Annotated in this window: 16 protein-coding genes and 1 tRNA gene; 12 read left to right on the top strand and 5 right to left on the bottom strand. The window is 72.8% G+C overall.

All coding sequences use genetic code 11. The annotated features are described in order from the left end of the window. Positions 1-2 precede the first annotated feature (2 nt). Together AB0E07_RS34705 and AB0E07_RS34710 are read left to right on the top strand one after the other, a co-directional pair. On the top strand, positions 3-593 hold the full coding sequence (locus AB0E07_RS34705) for a hypothetical protein (RefSeq protein WP_362261001.1): 591 nt from the start codon (positions 3-5) through the stop codon (positions 591-593). A gap of 95 nt (positions 594-688) precedes the next feature. After that, on the top strand, positions 689-3424 hold the full coding sequence (locus AB0E07_RS34710) for a Tat pathway signal sequence domain protein (protein WP_362261003.1): 2736 nt from the start codon (positions 689-691) through the stop codon (positions 3422-3424). A gap of 7 nt (positions 3425-3431) precedes the next feature. On the opposite strand, the gene AB0E07_RS34715 is transcribed toward AB0E07_RS34710, so the two are convergent. Then, positions 3432-5726, bottom strand: coding sequence for a hypothetical protein (locus AB0E07_RS34715; protein WP_362261005.1), 2295 nt, complete (start codon positions 5724-5726; stop codon positions 3432-3434). Positions 5727-5845: 119 nt separating this feature from the next. Between AB0E07_RS34715 and AB0E07_RS34720 the strand changes: the two genes are divergently transcribed. Together AB0E07_RS34720 and AB0E07_RS34725 are read left to right on the top strand one after the other, a co-directional pair. Beyond that, on the top strand, positions 5846-6292 hold the full coding sequence (locus tag AB0E07_RS34720; RefSeq protein ID WP_362261007.1) for an SRPBCC family protein: 447 nt from the start codon (positions 5846-5848) through the stop codon (positions 6290-6292). Between the two features lie 39 nt (positions 6293-6331). Next, positions 6332-6403 (top strand) — tRNA-Val (locus AB0E07_RS34725). 40 nt (positions 6404-6443) lie between these two features. Here the strand turns inward: AB0E07_RS34725 and AB0E07_RS34730 are convergent. Beyond that, positions 6444-7169: a 3'-5' exonuclease gene (locus AB0E07_RS34730; RefSeq protein WP_362261009.1), complete on the bottom strand. Its 726-nt coding sequence runs from the start codon at positions 7167-7169 to the stop codon at positions 6444-6446. A gap of 192 nt (positions 7170-7361) precedes the next feature. Here AB0E07_RS34730 and AB0E07_RS34735 point away from each other — a divergent pair, with 192 nt between their 5' ends. The 3 genes from AB0E07_RS34735 to thrS all read left to right on the top strand — a co-directional run bounded on the left by AB0E07_RS34735 (position 7362) and on the right by thrS (position 11219). Further along, complete coding sequence (locus tag AB0E07_RS34735; protein ID WP_362261011.1) at positions 7362-7928, top strand: DUF4365 domain-containing protein; 567 nt, start codon at positions 7362-7364, stop codon at positions 7926-7928. Further along, a complete protein-coding gene (locus tag AB0E07_RS34740) occupies positions 7925-9151 on the top strand; it encodes a hypothetical protein (protein WP_362261013.1) in 1227 nt (408 codons plus the stop codon). Before AB0E07_RS34735 ends, AB0E07_RS34740 begins: the two co-directional genes overlap by 4 nt. 91 nt (positions 9152-9242) lie before the next feature. Continuing rightward, the gene (thrS, locus tag AB0E07_RS34745; protein ID WP_362261015.1) at positions 9243-11219 is read left to right on the top strand and encodes a threonine--tRNA ligase; all 1977 of its coding nucleotides are present in this window, start codon (positions 9243-9245) and stop codon (positions 11217-11219) included. A 32-nt stretch (positions 11220-11251) separates the two neighbouring features. On the opposite strand, the gene AB0E07_RS34750 is transcribed toward thrS, so the two are convergent. Further along, positions 11252-11911, bottom strand: a complete 660-nt coding sequence (locus tag AB0E07_RS34750) for a potassium channel family protein (RefSeq protein ID WP_362261017.1) — start codon at positions 11909-11911, stop codon at positions 11252-11254. A gap of 67 nt (positions 11912-11978) precedes the next feature. On the opposite strand from AB0E07_RS34750, the gene AB0E07_RS34755 reads away from it, so the two are divergent. Further along, complete coding sequence (locus AB0E07_RS34755; protein WP_362261019.1) at positions 11979-12542, top strand: HIT domain-containing protein; 564 nt, start codon at positions 11979-11981, stop codon at positions 12540-12542. 41 nt (positions 12543-12583) lie between these two features. Here AB0E07_RS34755 and AB0E07_RS34760 read toward each other — a convergent pair whose 3' ends face one another. Further along, positions 12584-14239: a hypothetical protein gene (locus AB0E07_RS34760; protein ID WP_362261021.1), complete on the bottom strand. Its 1656-nt coding sequence runs from the start codon at positions 14237-14239 to the stop codon at positions 12584-12586. A 210-nt stretch (positions 14240-14449) separates the two neighbouring features. Beyond that, the gene (locus tag AB0E07_RS34765; RefSeq protein ID WP_362261023.1) at positions 14450-16648 is read right to left on the bottom strand and encodes an elongation factor G-like protein EF-G2; all 2199 of its coding nucleotides are present in this window, start codon (positions 16646-16648) and stop codon (positions 14450-14452) included. 231 nt (positions 16649-16879) lie between these two features. Between AB0E07_RS34765 and pgsA the strand changes: the two genes are divergently transcribed. From pgsA to AB0E07_RS34785, 4 genes are all read left to right on the top strand, one after another. Continuing rightward, complete coding sequence (gene pgsA, locus AB0E07_RS34770) at positions 16880-17614, top strand: phosphatidylinositol phosphate synthase (protein ID WP_362261025.1); 735 nt, start codon at positions 16880-16882, stop codon at positions 17612-17614. After that, positions 17611-18519 carry a phosphatidylinositol mannoside acyltransferase gene (locus AB0E07_RS34775; RefSeq protein ID WP_362261027.1) on the top strand — a complete coding sequence of 303 codons (909 nt, stop codon included), beginning with the start codon at positions 17611-17613 and terminating at the stop codon, positions 18517-18519. The genes pgsA and AB0E07_RS34775 overlap by 4 nt, the downstream gene beginning before the upstream one ends. Then, positions 18516-19679 carry a glycosyltransferase family 4 protein gene (locus tag AB0E07_RS34780; protein ID WP_362261029.1) on the top strand — a complete coding sequence of 388 codons (1164 nt, stop codon included), beginning with the start codon at positions 18516-18518 and terminating at the stop codon, positions 19677-19679. Before AB0E07_RS34775 ends, AB0E07_RS34780 begins: the two co-directional genes overlap by 4 nt. 337 nt (positions 19680-20016) lie before the next feature. Continuing rightward, a complete protein-coding gene (locus tag AB0E07_RS34785; RefSeq protein ID WP_362261031.1) occupies positions 20017-20559 on the top strand; it encodes a hypothetical protein in 543 nt (180 codons plus the stop codon). Positions 20560-20606 lie beyond the last annotated feature (47 nt).

Genomic DNA, 20606 nt, shown 5'->3' on the forward strand with positions numbered 1-20606 from the left:
GCATGGCCGGGGCACGTACGAAGCAGCGCAAGGAGTCCGTGTTCGGCGAGCGCTTCGCGGTCTTCGCCGAGTGCCTGCTGACCGGGGTCTGGATCGCCGTGGCGTGCCTCGGCCTGGTCACCTACCCCGCCGCATTCGCGGCAGGCTCCCGGCATCTGCGGCGGCGCACGTCCCACGAGGCGGGCGGCTGGCGGGAGTTCGTCTCGGACTTCCGGTCGGCCGCGCGCCGCGGCTGGGCCGTGGGGCTGGCGGGCTGGGCTGCGGCCGCGGCGGTCTGGGTGGACGTCCAGGCCGCGCGCAACGGGCTGCCCGGCGGCCCGGTCGTCGGGGCCGTCGGACTCTTCGCGCTGATCGGGCTGGTCGTGGCCCTGCTCCGGGCGGCGGCGGTCTGGGCGCCGGGCGACTCCTGGCGGGCCCTGCTCGCCGAGGTCGGCCGGCGCACCGTGCTCGATCCCGCCGGATCCTTTCTGATCACCGCCGGACTGGCCGTCGTGGCCCTGTCCGCCGCGTTCATCGCGCCGCTGGCGGTTCCCGTGCTGGGAGCCGTCGCGGCCGCGGCCGTCGCCGTGGAGGCGCGGTACCGGCACCGCTGAGCGGCGGTGTCCCGCACACCGGGTGGGCGTCCTCGGCGGCGCCGCACCTCTCTCTGTCATGCACCTGTCTATCCACTCGCACGGAAGGAACGGTCATGTCCCCCCTCCCTCGCAGGTCCCTCCTGAAAGCGGCCGCCCTCGCCGGAGCCGCCGCGCAGTTCAGCTGGGCCCTGGGCGCCAGTACGGCGCAGGCGGCACCCGGAGCAGCGGCCGCCGACGACGACCCCGTGACCCTGGACTGGCTGGAGGACGGCGCCCTCGGTGCCGCCCCCGGCTCGACCGTCGGCGTGCCCTGGCCGAAGGGCGCCTTCCAGGAGGACCAGACGTTCGCGCTGACGGACGCCGACGGCAAGGCCGTCCCCGTACAGACCTGGCCGCTCGCGTACTGGCCCGACGGTTCGCTGAAGTGGACCGCGCACGCGGTCAGCTCGGGCACCGGCAAGCTCACCCTCGCCGCGGGCACGCCCGCCGCCCCCGAGAAGAAGGTCACCGTCGACAGGAGCGGCGGCACCGTCGACGTGTCGACCGGTGTGATCACCGCGCGGATCGGCAAGTCCGGCGCGACCCTCATCAAGTCGGTCACCCGCGGCTCCACCGAGATCGCCAAGAACGGCCGGCTCGTGCTGATCCGCCAGCCCGAGATCGAGGACGAGGACCAGGGCACGGTCAAGACCGAGCGGTTCGAGGGCGCGATCTCCGAGGTCACCGTCGAGCAGGACGGGCCGGTCCGCGCGGTCGTCAGAATCGACGGCAAGCACCGCAAGGGCAACCGCAGTTGGCTGCCGTTCTCGATCCGCCTCTACTTCTACGCCGGCGCCGACTCCTTCCGCATGGTGCACACCGTCACCTTCGACGGCACCCAGGAGCCCGGCAAGGCGAGCGGCGACTTCATCCGCGGCCTCGGCGTCCGCTTCACCGTCCCGATGCGCGACGAGTCCTACGACCGCCACATCCGGATCGGCGGCGAGGGCACCGGCCTGCTCCGCGAGGCCGTCAAGGGCATCACCGGACTGCGCCGCGACCCCGGGGCAGCCGTGCAGGCCGCCCAGTACGAGGGCACCGAGCTGCCCGACCCGGCCACCTGGGACCAGCGCGTCACCACCCGCCTCCAGTACATCCCCGAATGGGGCGACTACACCCTCTCCCAGCTCTCCGCCGACGGCTTCACCCTGCGCAAGCGCACCAAGAAGGGCCACGGCTGGATCGGCGCGGGCGGCGGACGGCGGGCCAACGGCTTCGGCTACGTCGGCGGCGTGAGCGGCGGATTCTCCTTCGGCCTCAGGGACTTCTGGGAGAAGTTCCCCGCCCAGCTCGACATCCGCGACGCCCACACCGACGAGGCGGAGGTCACCCTCTGGCTCTGGTCGCCCGAGGCGCAGCCCATGGACCTGCGCTTCTACCACGACGGCATGGGCCAGGACACCTTCCCCGAGCAGCTCGAAGGCCTCAACATCACCTACGAGGACTACGAGCCAGGCTTCGGCACCCCCTACGGCATCGCCCGCACCTCCGAGTTCCTCTTCTGGGCCAACGAGTCGACGCCCGCCCCGACCGCCCTGGCCGAACAGGTCGAGGCCGTACGGGTGCTGCCCCAGCTCGCCGCGCCGCCCAAGCAGCTCATCAAGGCCGGCGTCTTCGGCCCCGGCCTGTACTCCGAGCCCGACCGCTCCACGCCCGCCAAGGCCAAGATCGAGGACCACCTCGACTTCCTCTTCACCTATTACAAGGACCAGGTGGAGATGCGCCGTTGGTACGGCTTCTGGGACTACGGCGACATCATGCACACCTACGACACCGTCCGGCACCAGTGGCGGTACGACATCGGCGGCTACGCCTGGGACAACTCCGAACTGTCGCCCGACCTCTGGCTCTGGTTCGCCTACCTGCGCTCCGGCCGCGCCGACATCTTCCGCTTCGCCGAGGCGATGACCCGCCACACCGGCGAGGTCGACGTCTACCACCTGGGCGAATGGGCGGGCCTCGGCACCCGGCACGGCGTGCAGCACTACGCCGACAGCGCCAAGCAGCAGCGCATCGCCAACACCACCTACCGGCGCTACTACTACTTCCTCACCGGTGACGAGCGGGTCGGCGACCTGATGCACGCCAACGTCGACTCCGACGAGACCTTCCTCGTCCTCGACCCCATCCGCAAGATCCGCACCGAGCCGTACACGCCCGACCGGCACGCCCTGTCGATCGGCTTCGGCACGGACTGGAGCGGACTGGTCTCCGCCTGGCTCACCGAGTGGGAGCGCAAGGGCCCCAAGTGGGAGAAGGCCAAGGCGCGGGTGCTGTCGACGATGGAGACCATCGCCGCCCAGCCCAACGGCTTCGTGCAGGGCACCGGGCTCTACGACCTGGACACCGGGAAGTTCGCCGTCGCCGCGACCCCGGTGGTCGGGGTCTCGCACCTGTCCGCCGTGTTCGGCCTCAACGAACTGTGCGCCGAGCTGATCGACCTCGTCGACATGCCCGCCTTCAACGAGGCGTACTTCGACTACTGCCGCTACTTCAACGCCACCAAGACCGAGCAGGCGGCCCGCTACGGCTCCAACTTCGGGACGCTGCTGCTCTTCCAGGGCCACTCGCGGCTCGACGCCTACGCGGCCGTCAAGACCGGGGACGAGAAGCTCGCCAAGCGGGCCTGGGAGAAGTTCTACAACTCCGACGGCTACAAGGAGTCCGCGCCCTGGAAGACGGAGGAGCTGAGCGGGCCGGCCACGCTGGTCGCGGGCAGCGAGGCGGCCTGGGTGTCCACCAACGACACCGCGCTCTACGGCCTCGCCGCCATCGAGAACCTGGCCCTGCTCGGCCACAGGATGCCGTAGCGACCGGCTAGTCCATCCTCCCCAGGGCATCCCGCACCCGTCGGACGTCTCTGATCCGCTGCTCGTACGTCGCGCCCAGTGCGAGCAGCAGGAGTCCGGCGAGTGCGGGCAGCGCCCAGCGGGGGAGTGCGTCGGTGACCTGGACGATGTACGGGGACAGTTCGTGCAGGGCGTCCAGGGCGAGCACCGCGCCGCCGAGCAGCAGCGGTGCCTGGAGCTGATGGCCGCCGCCCAGCAGGGTGAGCGACAGGGCCGCGAGGCCCAGCAGGAGGGGGCGCGTCCAGTGCGGGTCGGCCCAGGCCGCGAGCAGGCTCGGCAGCAGGGTCGCGGCCAGGCCCGGCCCGTACGCCGTCCAGGACGAGGTCCGCGGGTCGCGGCGCCTGCGCAGCGCGCCGACGAGCAGGGCCGGGATCGTCACCGGGAGCGTGTACAGCTCCGGCGTGGTGACCTCCCAGGCGGCCAGCCGGACCCAGGTGGCCAGGACCAGGAGGGCCGCCGAGACGTACCCGGCCCGGCGGCGGTCGGGCCGCAGCGCCGTGGCGCCGGTCAGCACCCCGCACAGGGCCAGGACGAGGGCCAGCATCGGCGGGTCGGTGACGGCGAGGCCCACGGCGAGCAGTCCCGCCGCCGCGCCGGTCACCTCGACCGCCACCCCCGCCGGGGCGCCGAGGCGCCCGGCGAGCAGCGCGGCGGCCGCCGGGACCACGAGGACCAGCGGCGCGGTGTGCTCCGGTGCCCAGTCGGCGGCGGCGCCGATCGCGCAGGCCAGCGCGGTGGCGTGGGCGAGCGTGACTGGGGCGGCCATGAGCGCCCGGTTCCGGGCGGCCATCGCGAAGAGCAGCGTCAGCGCCGTCAGTACGGTCAGCGTCGCGGACCTGGAGGCGAGGGCGAGGAGAACCGCGTGCGCGGCCGCCACCGGAGCGAGGGGCGCCGCCGCCGGGAAGCTCGGCGCCAGGACCAGTGCCGCGACCGCGCAGGACACCAACAGCCCTGCGGCGTAGGGGAGTTCCAGTACCGGCGGGAAGACGAACGCGGTCGCCGCGGCCAGGACCAGCGCCGCCGCCCGCGCTCCGGGGCGGGCGGTGACGGCGAGGACCGCGGCCACCGCGGCCAGCACCAGCGGAACCGTCTCCGCGTACGGCGGCCAGGGCACCTCGGCCGTCACCGCGGCCCGGGCGTCCGACGGCGCGCCCTCCCAGGGGCGGCCGAGCCAGGCGAGCGGACCCGTCAGGGTGACGGCGACGGTCTGCGCCGCCCACAGCACGGCCAGCGCCTGCACCCCGGCCGAGGCCCGGACCAGGCCCAGCCGGACCGGCTCGGGGACCCGCTCCACCCGCACCACCGCGAGCAGGGCGATGCCGCACAGCAGGTACACCGGGACCGTCCACACCCCGGGCAGCGCCACCCGCGGCACCGAGCCCGCGGCGGCGACCAGGAGCGCCCCGGCGAGCGGGGCCGCCACCGTCGCGGTGCGCCGGGCGGCCGTGAGGGCGATCAGCGCCGCCAGCAGGAGGAGCGCCGCCGCACGGGCGGCGGCGCCCGGACCGGTGGCCGCCCAGGACAGGCCCCCGGCCGTCAGCGCGCCCGCGGCGCCCGTCGTGTACGCCAGGACGGTCGCCGTTACCCGGACCGAACGGGCCGGTACCCGCAGGGCCACGCCCGTGTCGAGGGCGGCCGTCGCGAGGGCGGCGGCGGCATGTCCGTAGGGGCCCGCCTCGGCGGCGAACGCCCACAGTGTCAACGGGAGTTGGGCGGCGATCAGGGCGGCGGGCAGCGGCAGCCGCAGCCCGGCCGTGCGCGGCAGCAGCCCGTACGCCGTCCAGAGTCCGGCGAGCGCCGCCGTCGCGACCGTCGTGTAGCCGACGCCGTCCACCCCGCCGAGCGCGACCCGGTGCAGCGCGTAGGCGTCCAGCACCGTCAGCGCCAGACCCAGCCCCGCCACCGCCTCCGCCGTCGAGCGCAGGCCCCGCCGCAGCAGCGGCAGCGGTGCCGTCAGCGCGGCCACCGTGACCGCAGCCAGCACCGCCGACCGGCCCACGATGCCCAGGTGACCCCAGCCGACCAGGGTGAACGCCATCGCGGCGATGGTGAGCAGGGTGCCGCCGAGCACCAGCAGCACGTTCTGCACCCGCGGCGGGGAGGCCTCGGGGCGCGGCGGCGCGGCCGGCGCCGGCCGGGACGTCCGGAGGGTGGCGACCAGCCAGCCGCGGCGGGCGAGCAACTGCGAGCGGCGGGCGTCCAGTTGCCGCAGCTCCGCGTCGAGGAGCCGCAACTCCTCGGCGGGGGAGGGGATGTGCGTCATACCGAGGAGTGTGGTCGGCGTCACCCGCCGCGACATGAGTGCGCGTACTCAGGACGTACTCATCCTCGCCACGTCCGCGGATGCGCGGCCCGGCGCCGGTGGGCGGGCAGACTCCGGCCATGGACTGGTCGCACTACCGATTCGACAGCCGCTGGACCCTGCCCGCGCCGCCCGCCGCCGTCTACGCGGCCCTGGAGCACGCCGAGGACTACCCCCGCTGGTGGCCCCAGGTGCGCGAGGTGCGCCGCCTCGACGACACCTCCGGAGTGATCCACGTCCGCTCGGCCCTGCCGTACGGGCTGACCTTCACGGCGCGCGAGGCGCGGCGCGACCCGGCCGCCGGGGTGCTGGAGATCGCCCTCTCCGGGGACCTCGAAGGCTGGGCGCGCTGGACCGTCACCGCGCACGGCACCGGCAGCCTGGCCCGCTACGAGCAGGTCGTCGACGTGCGCAAGCCGCTGCTGCGCAGGCTCGCCGTGCCCGGCCGGCCCGCCTTCCGCGTCAACCACTGGCTGATGATGCGGGCCGGACGGCGCGGACTGCGCGCCCACTTGGAAGCGGTTTGAAGGAACGCCTCCCGGACCTGTATTGTTCAGTCCGTTCCCGGGCGATTAGCTCAGTGGGAGAGCGCTTCGTTCACACCGAAGAGGTCACTGGTTCGAACCCAGTATCGCCCACCGGGAAAAGCCGGTCCGTATCCGTACGGACCGGCTTTCTTCATGCCGCCGCCGGCAGGTCCGGGCGCAGGGGCCAGGCGGGATCCACCATCTCCTCCGTACCGCTGCGGGCGAACCAGGCCTGGAGCCCGCGCGCCTGCGCCGCGTGCCACACCGCCTGGAGCGTGTGCAGTTCGGCGGGCGACAGCCGTTCCAGCCGCGCCGCGAACCGGCGCCCCACCGCCCGCACGACCTCCAGCGAGGCCAGCGCGTCCGCGCCCGCGTCATGGGCGCCGTCCAGCGTGACGCCGTAGTGCGCGCACAGGTCGGTCAGCGTGCGCCGTCCCTTGCGGTACCGGTCGAGATGCTTGTCCAGGACCCTCGGATCGAGCACCAGCAGCGGTGCGCTCTCGAACCAGTGGTCCAGGGACGACGCCCGATGGCGGCGCAGCTCCCGGTCCAGCATCGTCAGGTCGAACGGCGCGTTCATCACCACCAACGGGCGTCCCGCGGTGGCCTGTTCGGCCAGTTCTCCGGCTATCTCGTGCATCACCGGCGCCGGCCAGCGGCCGTTGCGCTGAAGATGCTCCTCCGTCAGTCCGTGCACCGCCGTCGCCGCCTCCGGCACCGGCACGCCCGGGTTCACCAGCCACCGGGTCACCCGAGGCCGGCAGCCCGGGGCGTCCTGGACGACGACGGCCGCCGAAACGATTCGGTCGGTCTCGACGTCCACACCCGTGGTCTCCGTGTCGAATGCCGCCAGCGGGCCCTCATACCAGCTCGCCATACCTACACAACCCCTCGTTCACCCACGGCAGCTGACGCACCGTCCGCTGCCCGTTTGGTGATACCCGGGCTGTTTGCGCCGTACGCCGGTAGGAGACAACAGAGGTACGGGTATGTGCAGTTCAGCGGCCCGGAGTGGAACTCGTCGACGCCCCGGTGCGGGCAATTCATCTGGCTGGGAAGGCTGTTCGTCATGGCGATAGCGCAGCCCGAGCGGGGCGGGCTGCTGCCCGACCGTACGGGCCCCCGTCGCGGCACACTCGCCACCACCGCCTGTATGGAGACACTGCAGGTGGGCTATCTGCACGCGGTCGCGGCGGCGGCCGGCTGCTCGCTGTCCCAGCCTTTTCCCGACAACGGCATCGACTGGCACGTCAGCCACAGCGCGCCCGGCCACACCATCGACGACGAGGTCACCATCAAGGTGCAGCTCAAGGCCACCTACCAGATCCCGCCCAACCCGCCCGGCCGCACCTTCTCCTTCACGCTGGACAACGACCACCTGCGCAAGCTCGCCCGCACCCCGGTCTCGGTGCACAAGATCCTCGTGGTGATGCTGGTCCCGCGCGCGCAGGACGACTGGCTGCGCGCCAGCCACGACCGCCTCGACCTCAGGCACTGCTGCTACTGGGTCAACCTCGCCGGCCACCCGGTCACCGGGCGCACCCGGACCACCGTGCGCGTCCCGACCGCACGCATCTTCGACGACCGCGCGCTGTGCGAGATCATGACGCGGGTCGGGACCGGAGGCAGACCATGACGCACCGCCCGGTCGAAGGGCCCCTCAGGCCGGTCCGGCCGCACCCCGTCGACGCCGCCTGGCACCGGCCCCCCGAGCCCGGCCAGGTCGACCCCGCGGTGCTCGGCGCCCTGCTGCGCCGGCACGGCTGGCAGCGCCGCGGCGGCGCCCCCGGGCGGTACGGCCGCTGGACCCCGCCCGGCCCCGGCGGCGGCGGAACCAGCCTGCTCGTCCCCGAGAACCACGCCTTCCCCGACTGCGAGGACCTCCTCGGCGAGGCCCTCCTCGCCCTGTCACGCAGCGCCACTCCCTCGGCGCGCGAGGTGCTGGTCTCCCTCGCCGTGCCCAGCGACGAGATCCGCTGGTGGCGGGACGTCCCCGCCGGACCCGGCGGCAGCGCGTCCTGGACGGTGGAGGAGCAGCTGCGCGCCGCCGTCCGCCAGACCCTGCTCGCCGCCGCCCTCGCCACCCGCGCGCGGGCCGGCTACCACGGTGCCCGGCACCGCCGCCCCGCCGCCGCGCTGCTGGAGAACGTCCTGGTGGGCTCACCGGACGGCGGCCGCGGCCTGACCGCCTTCGTGCCCGTCGCCGGCGGCCGCCCCCTCGCCGTACGCCTGCACCAGGCGCTGTACGCGGTCCGCGAGGCCATCGACTACCGGCGCGCCACCGGCGGGATGGACGCCTTCGACGGCGCCGTCGAGGCCGGCGTCAGCCGGGAGCTGACCGAGGCCCTGGTCGCCCTGGTCCGCGGCACCGAGGGCGCCCGGGTCGCCGTCGAGTGGGCGCCCGCCGCCGGGGTCCCGGACGGCTGCTCCGCCGGCGCGGAGGCGGTCGAGTTCTCCCCGGGCGACCTGCCCGTGCTGCGCGAGGCGGGATCCCGCTATCTGCGCGCCGAGCCCTCCGTGCCGGTGCGCGTCACCGGCGCCGTGGTGCGGATGCGCAGGTCGGGGCCGCGCGGCGAGGGCACGGTACGGCTGCGGGTGCTGGCCGGCGCCGAGATCCCGTACGTCCGGCTCTCGCTGGACGAGGACGCCTACCGTGTCGCCGGCCACGCGCACCTCGTCGGGCTGCCGGTGAAGGTGCACGGGCGGCTGGAGAGCCGGGGCGGCTTCCGCAAGCTCACCGGGGTCCACGGCGTCGTACCCGTGCAGGTCGACGAGGCGGAGCGGGACCGGCTGATGAAGTCGCTCCAGGAGACCGCCGAGCTGACGGCCTTCTTCGAGGAGACCGCCGGAGGGGAATGATTTCGCCTCCGGCGGGTGGGGGTCGGTACGATCCCTCAATGCGCGCGCTCCCGGTATGGCGCCGCACCCCACCTGCAGTCAGGAGAGACCGGTGTCAGACGTCCGTGTGATCATCCAACGCGATTCCGAGCGGGAAGAGCGCGTGGTGACGACGGGGACTACGGCCGCCGAGCTCTTCGCAGGCGAGCGTTCGATCATCGCCGCGCGTGTGGGCGGCGAGCTGAAGGACCTGTCGTACGTCCCCGCCGACGGCGAGGAGGTCGAGGGCGTCGAGATCGCCTCCGAGGACGGCCTCAACATCCTGCGGCACTCCACCGCGCATGTGATGGCCCAGGCCGTGCAGGAGCTCTTCCCCGAGGCCAAGCTGGGCATCGGCCCGCCGGTGAAGGACGGCTTCTACTACGACTTCGACGTCGAGAAGCCGTTCACGCCCGAGGATCTCAAGGCCGTCGAGAAGAAGATGCAGGAGATCCAGAAGCGCGGGCAGAGGTTCGCCCGCCGCGTCGTCACCGACGAGGCCGCCCGCGAGGAGCTCGCGGACGAGCCCTACAAGCTGGAGCTGATCGGCCTCAAGGGCTCCGCCTCCAGCGACGACGGCGCGGACGTCGAGGTCGGCGCCGGCGAGCTGACGATCTACGACAACCTGGACGCCAAGACCGGCGAGCTGTGCTGGAAGGACCTCTGCCGCGGTCCGCACCTGCCCTCCACCCGCCTGATCCCGGCGTTCAAGCTGATGCGCAACGCGGCCGCCTACTGGCGCGGCAGCGAGAAGAACCCGATGCTCCAGCGCATCTACGGCACCGCCTGGCCGTCGAAGGACGAGCTGAAGGCGTACCTCGACTTCCTCGCCGAGGCCGAGAAGCGCGACCACCGCAAGCTGGGCAACGAACTCGACCTGTTCTCCATCCCGGAGCAGATCGGCTCCGGCCTCGCCGTCTTCCACCCCAAGGGCGGCATCGTCCGCCGGGTCATGGAGGACTACTCGCGCCGCCGGCACGAGGAGGAGGGCTACGAGTTCGTCTACACCCCGCACGCCACGAAGGGGAAGCTCTTCGAGACGTCCGGGCACCTGGACTGGTACGCCGACGGCATGTACCCGCCCATGCAGCTCGACGAGGGCGTGGACTACTACCTCAAGCCCATGAACTGCCCGATGCACAACCTGATCTTCGACGCGCGCGGCCGGTCCTACCGCGAACTGCCGCTGCGCATGTTCGAGTTCGGCACCGTGTACCGGTACGAGAAGTCCGGCGTCGTGCACGGCCTGACCCGCGCGCGCGGCTTCACCCAGGACGACGCGCACATCTACTGCACCCGTGAGCAGATGTCGGAGGAGCTCGACAAGACGCTCACCTTCGTCCTCGGGCTGCTGCGCGACTACGGTCTGACCGACTTCTACCTGGAGCTGTCCACCAAGGACCCGGAGAAGTTCGTCGGCTCCGACGAGGTCTGGGAGGAGGCGACCGAGACGCTGCGCGAGGTCGCCGAGAAGCAGGGCCTGCCCCTGGTCCCGGACCCGGGCGGCGCCGCGTTCTACGGCCCGAAGATCTCCGTGCAGGCCAAGGACGCCATCGGCCGCACCTGGCAGATGTCGACGATCCAGCTCGACTTCAACCTCCCGGAGCGCTTCGACCTGGAGTACACCTCCGCGGACGGCACCAAGCAGCGCCCGGTCATGATCCACCGCGCCCTGTTCGGCTCCATCGAGCGGTTCTTCGCGGTCCTGCTGGAGCACTACGCGGGTGCCTTCCCGGCCTGGCTGGCGCCGGTGCAGGCGATCGGCATCCCGATCGGCGACGGTCACGTGGACCATCTGCAGAAGTTCGCGGCCGCCGCGAAGCGCAAGGGTCTGCGGGTCGAGGTGGACTCCTCCTCCGACCGCATGCAGAAGAAGATCCGCAACGCCCAGAAGCAGAAGGTGCCCTTCATGGTCATCGCGGGCGACGAGGACCTGGCGAACAACGCCGTCTCCTTCCGCTACCGCGACGGCTCGCAGGAGAACGGCATCCCCTTCGACGAGGCGATCGAGAAGATCCACAAGGTCGTCGAGGAGCGGGCGCAGGTCTGATCCGGCATCGCGCGCGGGGCCCCCGGCAGGCTTCAGGCCTCCGGGGGCCTCTTGTCGCTCTCACGGGCGAAGATCTGCAGCAGCCACGAGGAGAACGAGCCCGTCACCGCGCCGAGCAGGGCCAGCCCGCCCGCCATCATCGCCATCGCGATCGCCCGCCCGCCCGTGGTCACGGGCACGATGTCGCCGTAGCCGACCGTGCTGAGCGTCGCGGCGGCCCACCACACCGCGTCCCCGAACGACGTCATGTCCGCCCCGGGGGCCCCGCGCTCCAGCTGGTAGACGGCGAGGGCTCCGGCGAACCCGAGCAGCAGCGTCGACAGACCCGCGTAGGAGATCACCCGCGCGTGCAGGGAGAGCCGCGGCTCCCCCTGGCGGCGCTGGATGACGTCGTAGAGCGGCACGATCCGCAGCGGCCGCAGCAGCGGCAGGAGGACCACCACCGTGTGCAGGAAGTGGGCCCTGACGAACCGCGGGAAGCGCTGCCCGCTCAGGCGCCAGCGCACCACGTAGTCCACGCCGAACAGCAGCCACAGCGCCAGCATCGTCCAGCCGCACACGTCCTTCCAGAAGGTGGGCATGCTCACGGCAAGAACGCGAGCGGCATAGGCGGCCAGGAAGAGCAGCGAGGCCAGGAAGAGCGGGATCTCGGTGCGCTGCTCCCAGCGGGCAGCGGGGCTGTCGTCGTCCACCGGCCCAGCTTGGCCGGTGCGGGCCCCGAGGCCGCCCCGGCGACACGCCCCGAACGGGCGAAGCCATATGCTGCACTGCATGAAGAGTGAGCCGGAGCAGCAGATCGGAGTGGGGACGCAGGACGCGTTCCAGCGTCTGTGGACCCCCCATCGGATGGCCTACATCCAGGGCGAGAACAAGCCGACCGGCCCAGGCGCCGACGACGGCTGTCCCTTCTGCTCGATCCCGGCCAAATCCGACGAGGACGGCCTGGTCGTCCGGCGCGGCGAGCACGTCTACACGGTGCTGAACCTGTACCCGTACAACGGCGGCCACCTGATGGTCGTGCCCTACCGTCACGTCGCGGACTACACCGACCTCACCGAGCTCGAGACCGTCGAGCTCGCGGCCCTGACCAAGCAGGCGATGACGGCGCTGCGCACCGCGTCCGGGGCGCACGGCTTCAACATCGGCATGAACCAGGGCACGGTGGCGGGGGCGGGCATCGCGGCCCATCTGCACCAGCACGTCGTTCCGCGCTGGGGCGGCGACACCAACTTCATGCCGGTCGTCGGCCACACGAAGGTGCTGCCGCAACTGCTGGCCGACACCCGGAAGATGCTCGCGGAGGCCTGGCCGGCGAGCGCCTGAGGCCCGGTCCGCCGTACGGACCCGGCCGGACCGGCGCCGTCCTACGCGTCGTAGACGTCGGCCTTGCGCGGCGAGGGGTCCTGCACCTGGGTGCTGAGGAACGCCGAGCGGGCGCCGAACTTCTCGGTGTCCACGCCGTTCTCCGCCAGCACCTTGAGCGCCGCCGCGTGCACCACCCGCAGCACCGGCGTCGCCGCCCGCAGCGCGTCGTCGGCCATGAACCGGTGCCGCCACGGCTTGTCGGCCCAGGCGTGCCGCAGCCCGAACGGCTCCGGCAGGCTCAGGGTGCCGCCGAGCCAGTTCAGCAGCGGCGGATACCAGCCCAGCGGCGCGCGGGCCGCGAGCCGGACCACCTCGTCGGTGCCGACCAGCGGCAGCTTGATCGTCCGGTTCTCCCAGGGCTTGAGGGACTTCTGGACCTCCTTGGTCGGCGCCGCCGACTTCGAGGTGAACAGGGAGTGCACCGGGCCGAGCGCGTGGCCGGTGACCTCGATGCGCAGCGTCTCGTGCAGCACGGTCACCGTGATCAGCATGGTGATGACCAACTGGCCGTCCCACAGCGTCCACTGGACGCCCAGGTAGTGCCGGTTGCCCGCGCCGAACTGCTGCTTGTTGCAGATCTCCTGTATGGCGTGCTGCTTGAACTGGTACGCCTCGATGTCGGTTCCGTCGGGACGGGAGACCGCCTTGGCGTTCTCACCGACCGGGGTGACGATCCAGTGCCGGATCGAGGGCGTGGGGAATCCGCCGGTGTTCAGCGGCCCGCGGGCCAGCATCTTCAGCTGGTCGTGGATGGAACGTATGACGTCCCAGCTGCGGAACGGATGGATCTCCCGCTGCGGATCGGCCGGCGCCAGGTCCTCGGCCAGCTGCCAGCTGCCCCAGCGGGTGCCCATGCCGAGGATGCCCTTGGGCCCGGCGTAGAAGACGGAGTTGGACTGCTGCTCGGCGCTCAGCTTGGCCAGGGCCTGGCGGAGCTGCTCTGCCGCGTTCTCACCGGGAGCGCTCGGCACGGCCTCGGGGACCTTGGCGCCGACACTGCTGCCCGCGAGCAGGCCGTCCCAGCGCTCGCGCAGGTCCTTGGCGGTGCGCTCGCAGATCTGCTTGGCCAGGAACCAGCCGACGACCGGCATGACGACCGCCGCGCGCGCGTACCAGGCCCAGAAGCCGGTGAACGGCATCCGCACCAGGAAGATCACGGCGAGCGCGCCGACCGCGACGAGGAGCGCGGTGGCGAGCGCGCCGGCCCGCTTGTCCTCGCGCTTGGCCATGGTGGTGCGCAGCTGGAAGACGAGCAGCCAGATCAGCAGTCCGGGCAGGAACAGCACCCCGCACAGGACCATGACCACGGTCAGCCGGTTGTCCCGCTCCTTGCGGATGTTGTTGGCCGCCAGGCAGTGCTCCACGACCGCCTGCGGCTCGGCGCCGAAGGACTGGATGAGCGGCCCCCGGCTCGGGCCGACCATGCGGTCCACGACCGCGCGGGAGAACGCCTCGCCGAGGTTCGGCCTGAACAGCTTGACCTTGCCCGCCTTGACGGACGACTCGTGCCACTCGCTGTTGGCGTCGAGTATCTTCTCCACCTCGGTGTCGCGGTAGGCCGCGGAGGCCAGGGCGAACGTCGCCGCCTGCCCCTCGTCGCCCGTGCGCGGCACCTGGGGTCCGAAGATGTCCCCGTAACCGCCGTCAACGGCCATTCCCGCCCCCGATCGCCGCCCACTGTCGTACTGCGGCCTTCCCGACTTCCTTACCCGGCACACCTGTTGATCAGGTGATCAGCGTATCCGCAGCCGCCGGTGCTTCGTCGGCGGACGGCCGAAGCCGCCCGCCGACGGGAGGGGAGCGCCCCGCAAGTACCCCCCTGGCGGGGCCCGTTCGGCACCGCCCGGCCTCAACCAGGCCGAAAACTAGGCCGAATCCCGCAGCTCCTCCCGGATCCGCTCGGCGACCTGGGCCGGCATCGGCTCGTGCCGCGCGTAGGAGCGGTTGAACCGGGCCGTGCCGTGGGACAGCGAGCGCAGGTCCACGGCGTACCGCCCGATCTCGATCTCCGGCACCTCCGCGCGGATCAGCGTCCGCCCGCCCGCCGTCTGCTCGGTGCCCAGCACCCGGCCCCGCCGCCCGGACAGGTCGCTCATCACCGAACCCACGTACTCGTCGCCGACCAGCACCGTCACCTCGGCCACCGGCTCCAGCAGGTGGATCCTGGCGTCGGCCGCCGCCTCCCGCAGCGCCAGCGCCCCCGCCGTCTGGAACGCGGCGTCGGAGGAGTCCACCGAGTGGGCCTTGCCGTCCAGGAGCGTGATCCGTACGTCGATGAGCGGATGCCCGGCCGCGACGCCCCGGGCGGCCTGGGCCCTGACCCCCTTCTCCACGGACGGGATGAACTGCCGCGGCACCGCCCCGCCGACCACCTTGTCGACGAACTCGATGCCCGAGCCGCCCGGCAGGGGTTCCACCTCGATCTCGCAGATGGCGTACTGGCCGTGCCCGCCGGACTGCTTGACGTGCCGGCCGCGCCCGCCGGCGGGCCCGGCGAACGTCTCCCGCAGCGAGACCCGGTGCGGCACGACGTCGACCTGCACGCCGTAGCGGCTGCGCAGCCGCTCCAGGGCGACGTCCGCGTGCGCCTCGCCGAGGCACCACAGGACGACCTGGTGGGTGTCCTGGTTCTGCTCCAGCCGCATCGTGGGGTCCTCGGCGACCAGCCGGGACAGCCCCTGGGAGAGCTTGTCCTCGTCCGCCTTGCTGTGCGCCTGGATGGCGAGCGGCAGCAGCGGGTCGGGCATCTCCCACGGCTCCATCAGCAGCGGGTCGTCCTTGGCGGAGAGCGTGTCGCCGGTCTCCGCGCGGCTCAGCTTCGCCACGCACGCCAGATCGCCCGCGATGCAGTGCGACAGGGCCCGCTGCTGCTTGCCGAACGGCCCCGAAAGGGCGCCGATCCGCTCGTCGACGTCGTGGTCCTCGTGCCCCCGGTCGGCGAGCCCGTGGCCCGAGACATGGACCGTCGCGTCCGGGCGCAGGGTGCCGGAGAAGACCCGGACCAGCGAGATCCGGCCGACATAGGGGTCGGACGCCGTCTTCACCACCTCGGCGACGAGCGGTCCGCCGGGATCGCACGGCTTCAGCTCGCGCGGCTCGCCGGCGACGGTCGTCACCCGGGGCACCGCGCGCTCCAGCGGCGTCGGGAAGCCGCCCGTGACCAGCTCCAGCAGCTCGATCGTGCCGAGACCCTGCCGGGCGCCCTCGGCCGCGGGCGCGGCGGCCAGCACGGGGAAGAAGACCCCGCGCGCCACGGCCCGCTCCAGATCCTCGATGAGCGTCTTGACGTCGACCTGCTCGCCGCCGAGGTAGCGGTCCATCAGGGTCTCGTCCTCGCTCTCGGCGATGATCCCCTCGATCAGCCGGTTGCGGGCCTCCTCGATCCCGGGCAGCCGGTCCTCACCGGGGTCCGACTCCACGCGCTCCCCGGAGGAGTAGTCGAACAGCTTCCGCGACAGCAGCCCGACCAGGCCGGTCACGGGCGCGTGCCCGTCCGGCGCCTGCGGACCGTGCAGCGGCAGGTAGAGCGGCAGCACCGCGTCGGGATCGTCGGCGCCGAACGCCTCGGCGCAGATCCGGGTCATGTCCTCGTAGCCGGCGCGCGCCGACTCCAGGTGCGTGACCACGATGGCGCGCGGCATGCCGACCGCCGCGCACTCCTCCCACACCATGCGGGTCGAGCCGTCCACGCCGTCCGAGGCGGAGACGACGAAGAGGGCCGCGTCCGCTGCTCGCAGACCGGCCCTCAGTTCCCCCACGAAGTCGGCGTACCCGGGGGTGTCCAGAAGATTGATCTTGATGCCGTCCCATTCGACCGGCACCAGGGAGAGCTGTACCGACCGGTGCTGCCGGTGCTCGATGTCGTCGTAGTCCGAGACGGTGCCGCCGTCCTCCACACGGCCCGCCCGGTTCACCGCCCCCGCTGTCAGCGCGAGAGCTTCCACCAGTGTCGTCTTGCCCGAACCGCTGTGGCCGACCAGCACCACATTCCGTACGGACGCGGGGTGGTCGGCCGCTGTAGCCCTGCCGGCGGCCCCGGGGTGTGCGTTCGCCTTGTCGCCCATGGCCTTGCCTCCCGTGCACGGTGAGGTCTTCAGTGGGCGCGGGCCTGCCCGTCCTCCCGCACTGACGGCCAGGAGGTGCCCCGGCGACGGCGGCTCCGGTGACGCCCGCGGTCCTTCGAGCTTTCCACTCCGGTCACGGTGCGTCCATACGGCGGACGCGATCGCGGCGGCCGGTGCCGGGCCCGCCGTGATCCGACGCCCGGCCGCCGCCCACGCGCGCGCGTGGCTACGATGGGCCAGCCGGTGGCCAGCAGGGGCCGCGCGGCCACACCGAACCTCGGGAAGGCCATGCTGAACAAGTACGCGCGTGCATTCTTCACGCGTGTCCTCACACCGTTCGCCGCGTTCTTGATCCGGCGGGGCGTGAGCCCCGACACGGTCACGCTGATCGGCACAGCCGGCGTGATGGCGGGCGCGCTGGTCTTCTACCCGCAGGGCGAGTTCTTCTGGGGCACGGTCGTGATCACGCTCTTCGTGTTCTCCGACCTCGTCGACGGCAACATGGCACGCCAGCTGGGCCGCTCCAGCCGGTGGGGCGCCTTCCTGGACTCCACGCTCGACCGGGTCGCCGACGGCGCGATCTTCGGTGGCTTCGCCCTCTGGTACGCCGGGGGCGGCGACGACCTGGTCCTGTGCGCCGTCTCCATCTTCTGCCTGGCCAGCGGCCAGGTGGTGTCGTACACCAAGGCCCGGGGCGAGTCGATCGGGCTGCCGGTCGCCGTCAACGGCCTGGTCGAGCGCGCCGAGCGCCTGGTGATCTCCCTGGTCGCGGCCGGCCTCGCCGGTCTGCACGACTTCGGCGTGCCCGGGATCCAGTACCTGCTGCCCGTCGCCTTGTGGATCGTCGCCGTCGGCAGCCTGGTCACGCTGATCCAGCGGGTCGTCACCGTACGCCGGGAGTCCGCGGAGGCGGACGCGGCGGCCGCGCCCGAGGACGCTCCGCAGGGGAGCGAGGCGGCGAAATGAGCGCCCAGGAACGGCTGACCGACGCGCTGTACGGCCTGGGCTGGAGCACCGTCAAGAAGCTTCCCGAGCCGGTCGCGGTGCGCCTGGGCCGGTCCATCGCCGACCTCGCCTGGAAGCGGCGCGGCAAGGGCGTGCGGCGGCTGGAGAGCAACTACGCGCGCGTGGTGCCGGACGCGAGCCCGGAACGCCTCGCGGAACTCTCCCGCGCCGGCATGCGCTCCTACCTGCGCTACTGGATGGAGTCCTTCCGGCTGCCGGCGTGGAGCGCGGACCGGGTCAGGACCGGGTTCGACCCCAAGGACGTGCACTACCTGACCGAGGGACTGGCGAGCGGCAAGGGCGTCATCCTGGCGCTGCCGCACCTCGGCAACTGGGACCTGGCCGGCGCGTGGGTGACCACCAAGCTTCAGACGCCGTTCACCACGGTCGCCGAGCGCCTGAAGCCGGAGACGCTGTACGACCGGTTCGTCGCCTACCGCGAGGGCCTCGGCATGGAGGTGCTGCCGCACAGCGGCGGCACGGCCTTCGGCACGCTGGCCCGGCGGCTGCGCGACGGCGGCCTGGTCTGCCTGGTCGCCGACCGCGACCTGTCCGCCTCCGGCGTCGAGGTCGAGTTCTTCGGCGAGACGGCCCGGATGCCCGCGGGGCCCGCGCTGCTCGCCCAGCAGACCGGCGCCCTGCTGCTGCCGGTCACCCTCTGGTACGACGACTCCCCGGTCATGCGGGGACGGGTGCATCCCCCGGTCGAGGTGCCCGAGTCAGGTACCCGGGCCGAGAAGACGTCCGTCATGACACAGGCGGTGGCCGACGCCTTCGCCACGGGGATCGCCGAGCATCCGGAGGACTGGCACATGCTCCAGCGCTTGTGGGTCGCCGACCTGGAACCCGGGAAGGGCCCGTCGTGAGAATCGGCATCGTCTGCCCGTACTCCTGGGACGTGCCGGGCGGCGTCCAGTTCCACATCCGTGACCTCGCCGAGTACTTCATCCGCCTCGGCCACGAGGTCTCGGTGCTCGCCCCCGCCGACGACGACACCCCGCTGCCGCCGTACGTCGTCTCGGCCGGCCGCGCGGTCCCGGTGCCCTACAACGGCTCGGTGGCCCGGCTGAACTTCGGGTTCCTCTCGGCCGCGCGCGTACGGCGCTGGCTGCACGACGGCGCCTTCGACGTCGTCCACATCCACGAGCCGTCCTCGCCGTCGCTCGGCCTGCTGACCTGCTGGGCCGCGCAGGGCCCGCTGGTCGCCACCTTCCACACCTCCAACCCGCGCTCCAAGGCGATGATCGCCGCGTACTCGATCCTCCAGGCAGCCCTGGAGAAGATCAGCGCGCGGATCGCGGTGAGCGAGTACGCCCGGCGGACCCTGGTGGAACACCTCGGCGGCGACGCCGTGGTCATCCCCAACGGCGTCGACGTCGACTTCTTCGCCAAGGCCGAGCCCAAGCCGGAGTGGCAGGGCGACACGATCGGCTTCATCGGCCGGATCGACGAACCCCGCAAGGGGCTGCCGGTCCTGATGAAGGCGCTGCCGAAGATCCTCGCCGCGCGGCCGCAGACCCGGCTGCTGGTCGCCGGGCGCGGTGACGCGGAGGAGGCGGTCGAGGACCTGCCCGCCGAGCTGCGCTCGCGCGTGGAGTTCCTCGGCATGGTCAGCGACGAGGACAAGGCCCGCTTCCTGCGCAGCGTCGACCTGTACGTCGCGCCCAACACCGGCGGCGAGAGCTTCGGGATCATCCTGGTCGAGGCGATGTCGGCCGGGGCGCCGGTGCTCGCTTCGGACCTGGACGCCTTCGCCCAGGTGCTGGACCAGGGCGCGGCGGGCGAACTCTTCGCGAACGAGGACGCGGGGGCGCTCGCCGAGGCGGCGGTACGGCTGCTGGAGGACCCGGCGCGGCGCGCGGAACTGCGGGAGCGGGGGAGCGCCCACGTCCGGCGGTTCGACTGGTCGACGGTCGGCGCGGACATCCTGTCGGTGTACGAGACGGTCACCGACGGCACGACCGCGGTGGCGGCCGACGAACGCACGACGGGCCTGAGGGCCCGCCTGGGCCTGGCCAGGGAGTGACCCCGCGCGCGGGGCGTGAGCGGGTGTGCCGGGCCCACGCGGGTGTGCTGACGCGTGTGCCGGGCCGCGCGGGCGTGCCGGGCCCGCGCGGAGCATGCCGGCACCGGTCCCCGTCCCGCGTCGATGCCGCGAGCCCGCTGCTTGCGCCCGCCTCCGGGCACGCGCGGCAGGCGAGGCCCGGTCCATCGGCCGCCCCCGGTGCGGGGGCGGTGGTGCCGCGCGGTCGGCCGGAGGGCACCGCCGGAACGCGCCAGGGCGCGCCGGGCCGGTCCCGCGGGCGCACGCGGGACACGGGTGCGCGCGGTCCGTGGGCCGGGGCTCGGTAACCTTGCCGCCCGTGACCGCAACCCTGATCTGGATCCTCGTCGCCCTGGTCGCGATCGGCCTGTATCTCAGCTGGACCGCGGGCCGGCTGGACCGGCTGCACGCCCGGATCGACGCCACCCGCGCCGGGCTGGACGCGCAGCTCCTGAGGCGTGCCTCGGTGGCCCAGGAACTCGCGACCTCCAACGTCCTCGACCCGGCCGCCTCGATCGTCCTGTACGAGGCGGCGCACGCCGCCCGGCAGGCCGAGGAGGAGCACCGGGAGGTCGCCGAGAGCGAACTGAGCCAGGCGCTCAGGGCGGTGTTCGCCGAGGCCCAGCAGGTCGAGGAGGTCCGCCGGGCGCCCGGCGGAGAGGCCGCAGCCAAGGAGCTGACCGAGGCGGTGCGCCGGGTGCCGATGGCCCGGCGCTTCCACAACGACGCCGTCCGGGCCGCCCGCGCGCTGCGCCGGCACCGCAAGGTGCGCTGGTTCCGGCTGGCCGGTCACGCGCCGTTCCCGATGGCCTTCGAGATGGACGACGAGGCCCCGCCGGCCCTGACCGACCGCGCGGCGTAACAGGGCCGAGGACCGGGCGCGGAGCCACCCGCGAGGGAAAACGATCC

The organism is Streptomyces sp. NPDC048002 (assembly GCF_040653275.1).
GTDB lineage: Bacteria > Actinomycetota > Actinomycetes > Streptomycetales > Streptomycetaceae > Streptomyces.

What these genes read in the sequence shown, in the direction of transcription:
- AB0E07_RS34705 (WP_362261001.1), top strand. Translation starts at nt 3, where the DNA reads ATGGCCGGGGCACGTACGAAGCAGCGCAAGGAGTCCGTGTTCGGCGAG.
- AB0E07_RS34710 (WP_362261003.1), top strand. Translation starts at nt 689, where the DNA reads ATGTCCCCCCTCCCTCGCAGGTCCCTCCTGAAAGCGGCCGCCCTCGCC.
- AB0E07_RS34715 (WP_362261005.1), bottom strand. Translation starts at nt 5,726, where the DNA reads ATGACGCACATCCCCTCCCCCGCCGAGGAGTTGCGGCTCCTCGACGCG.
- AB0E07_RS34720 (WP_362261007.1), top strand. Translation starts at nt 5,846, where the DNA reads ATGGACTGGTCGCACTACCGATTCGACAGCCGCTGGACCCTGCCCGCG.
- AB0E07_RS34730 (WP_362261009.1), bottom strand. Translation starts at nt 7,169, where the DNA reads ATGGCGAGCTGGTATGAGGGCCCGCTGGCGGCATTCGACACGGAGACC.
- AB0E07_RS34735 (WP_362261011.1), top strand. Translation starts at nt 7,362, where the DNA reads ATGGCGATAGCGCAGCCCGAGCGGGGCGGGCTGCTGCCCGACCGTACG.
- AB0E07_RS34740 (WP_362261013.1), top strand. Translation starts at nt 7,925, where the DNA reads ATGACGCACCGCCCGGTCGAAGGGCCCCTCAGGCCGGTCCGGCCGCAC.
- AB0E07_RS34755 (WP_362261019.1), top strand. Translation starts at nt 11,979, where the DNA reads ATGCTGCACTGCATGAAGAGTGAGCCGGAGCAGCAGATCGGAGTGGGG.
- AB0E07_RS34760 (WP_362261021.1), bottom strand. Translation starts at nt 14,239, where the DNA reads ATGGCCGTTGACGGCGGTTACGGGGACATCTTCGGACCCCAGGTGCCG.
- AB0E07_RS34765 (WP_362261023.1), bottom strand. Translation starts at nt 16,648, where the DNA reads ATGGGCGACAAGGCGAACGCACACCCCGGGGCCGCCGGCAGGGCTACA.
- pgsA (WP_362261025.1), top strand. Translation starts at nt 16,880, where the DNA reads ATGGGCCAGCCGGTGGCCAGCAGGGGCCGCGCGGCCACACCGAACCTC.
- AB0E07_RS34775 (WP_362261027.1), top strand. Translation starts at nt 17,611, where the DNA reads ATGAGCGCCCAGGAACGGCTGACCGACGCGCTGTACGGCCTGGGCTGG.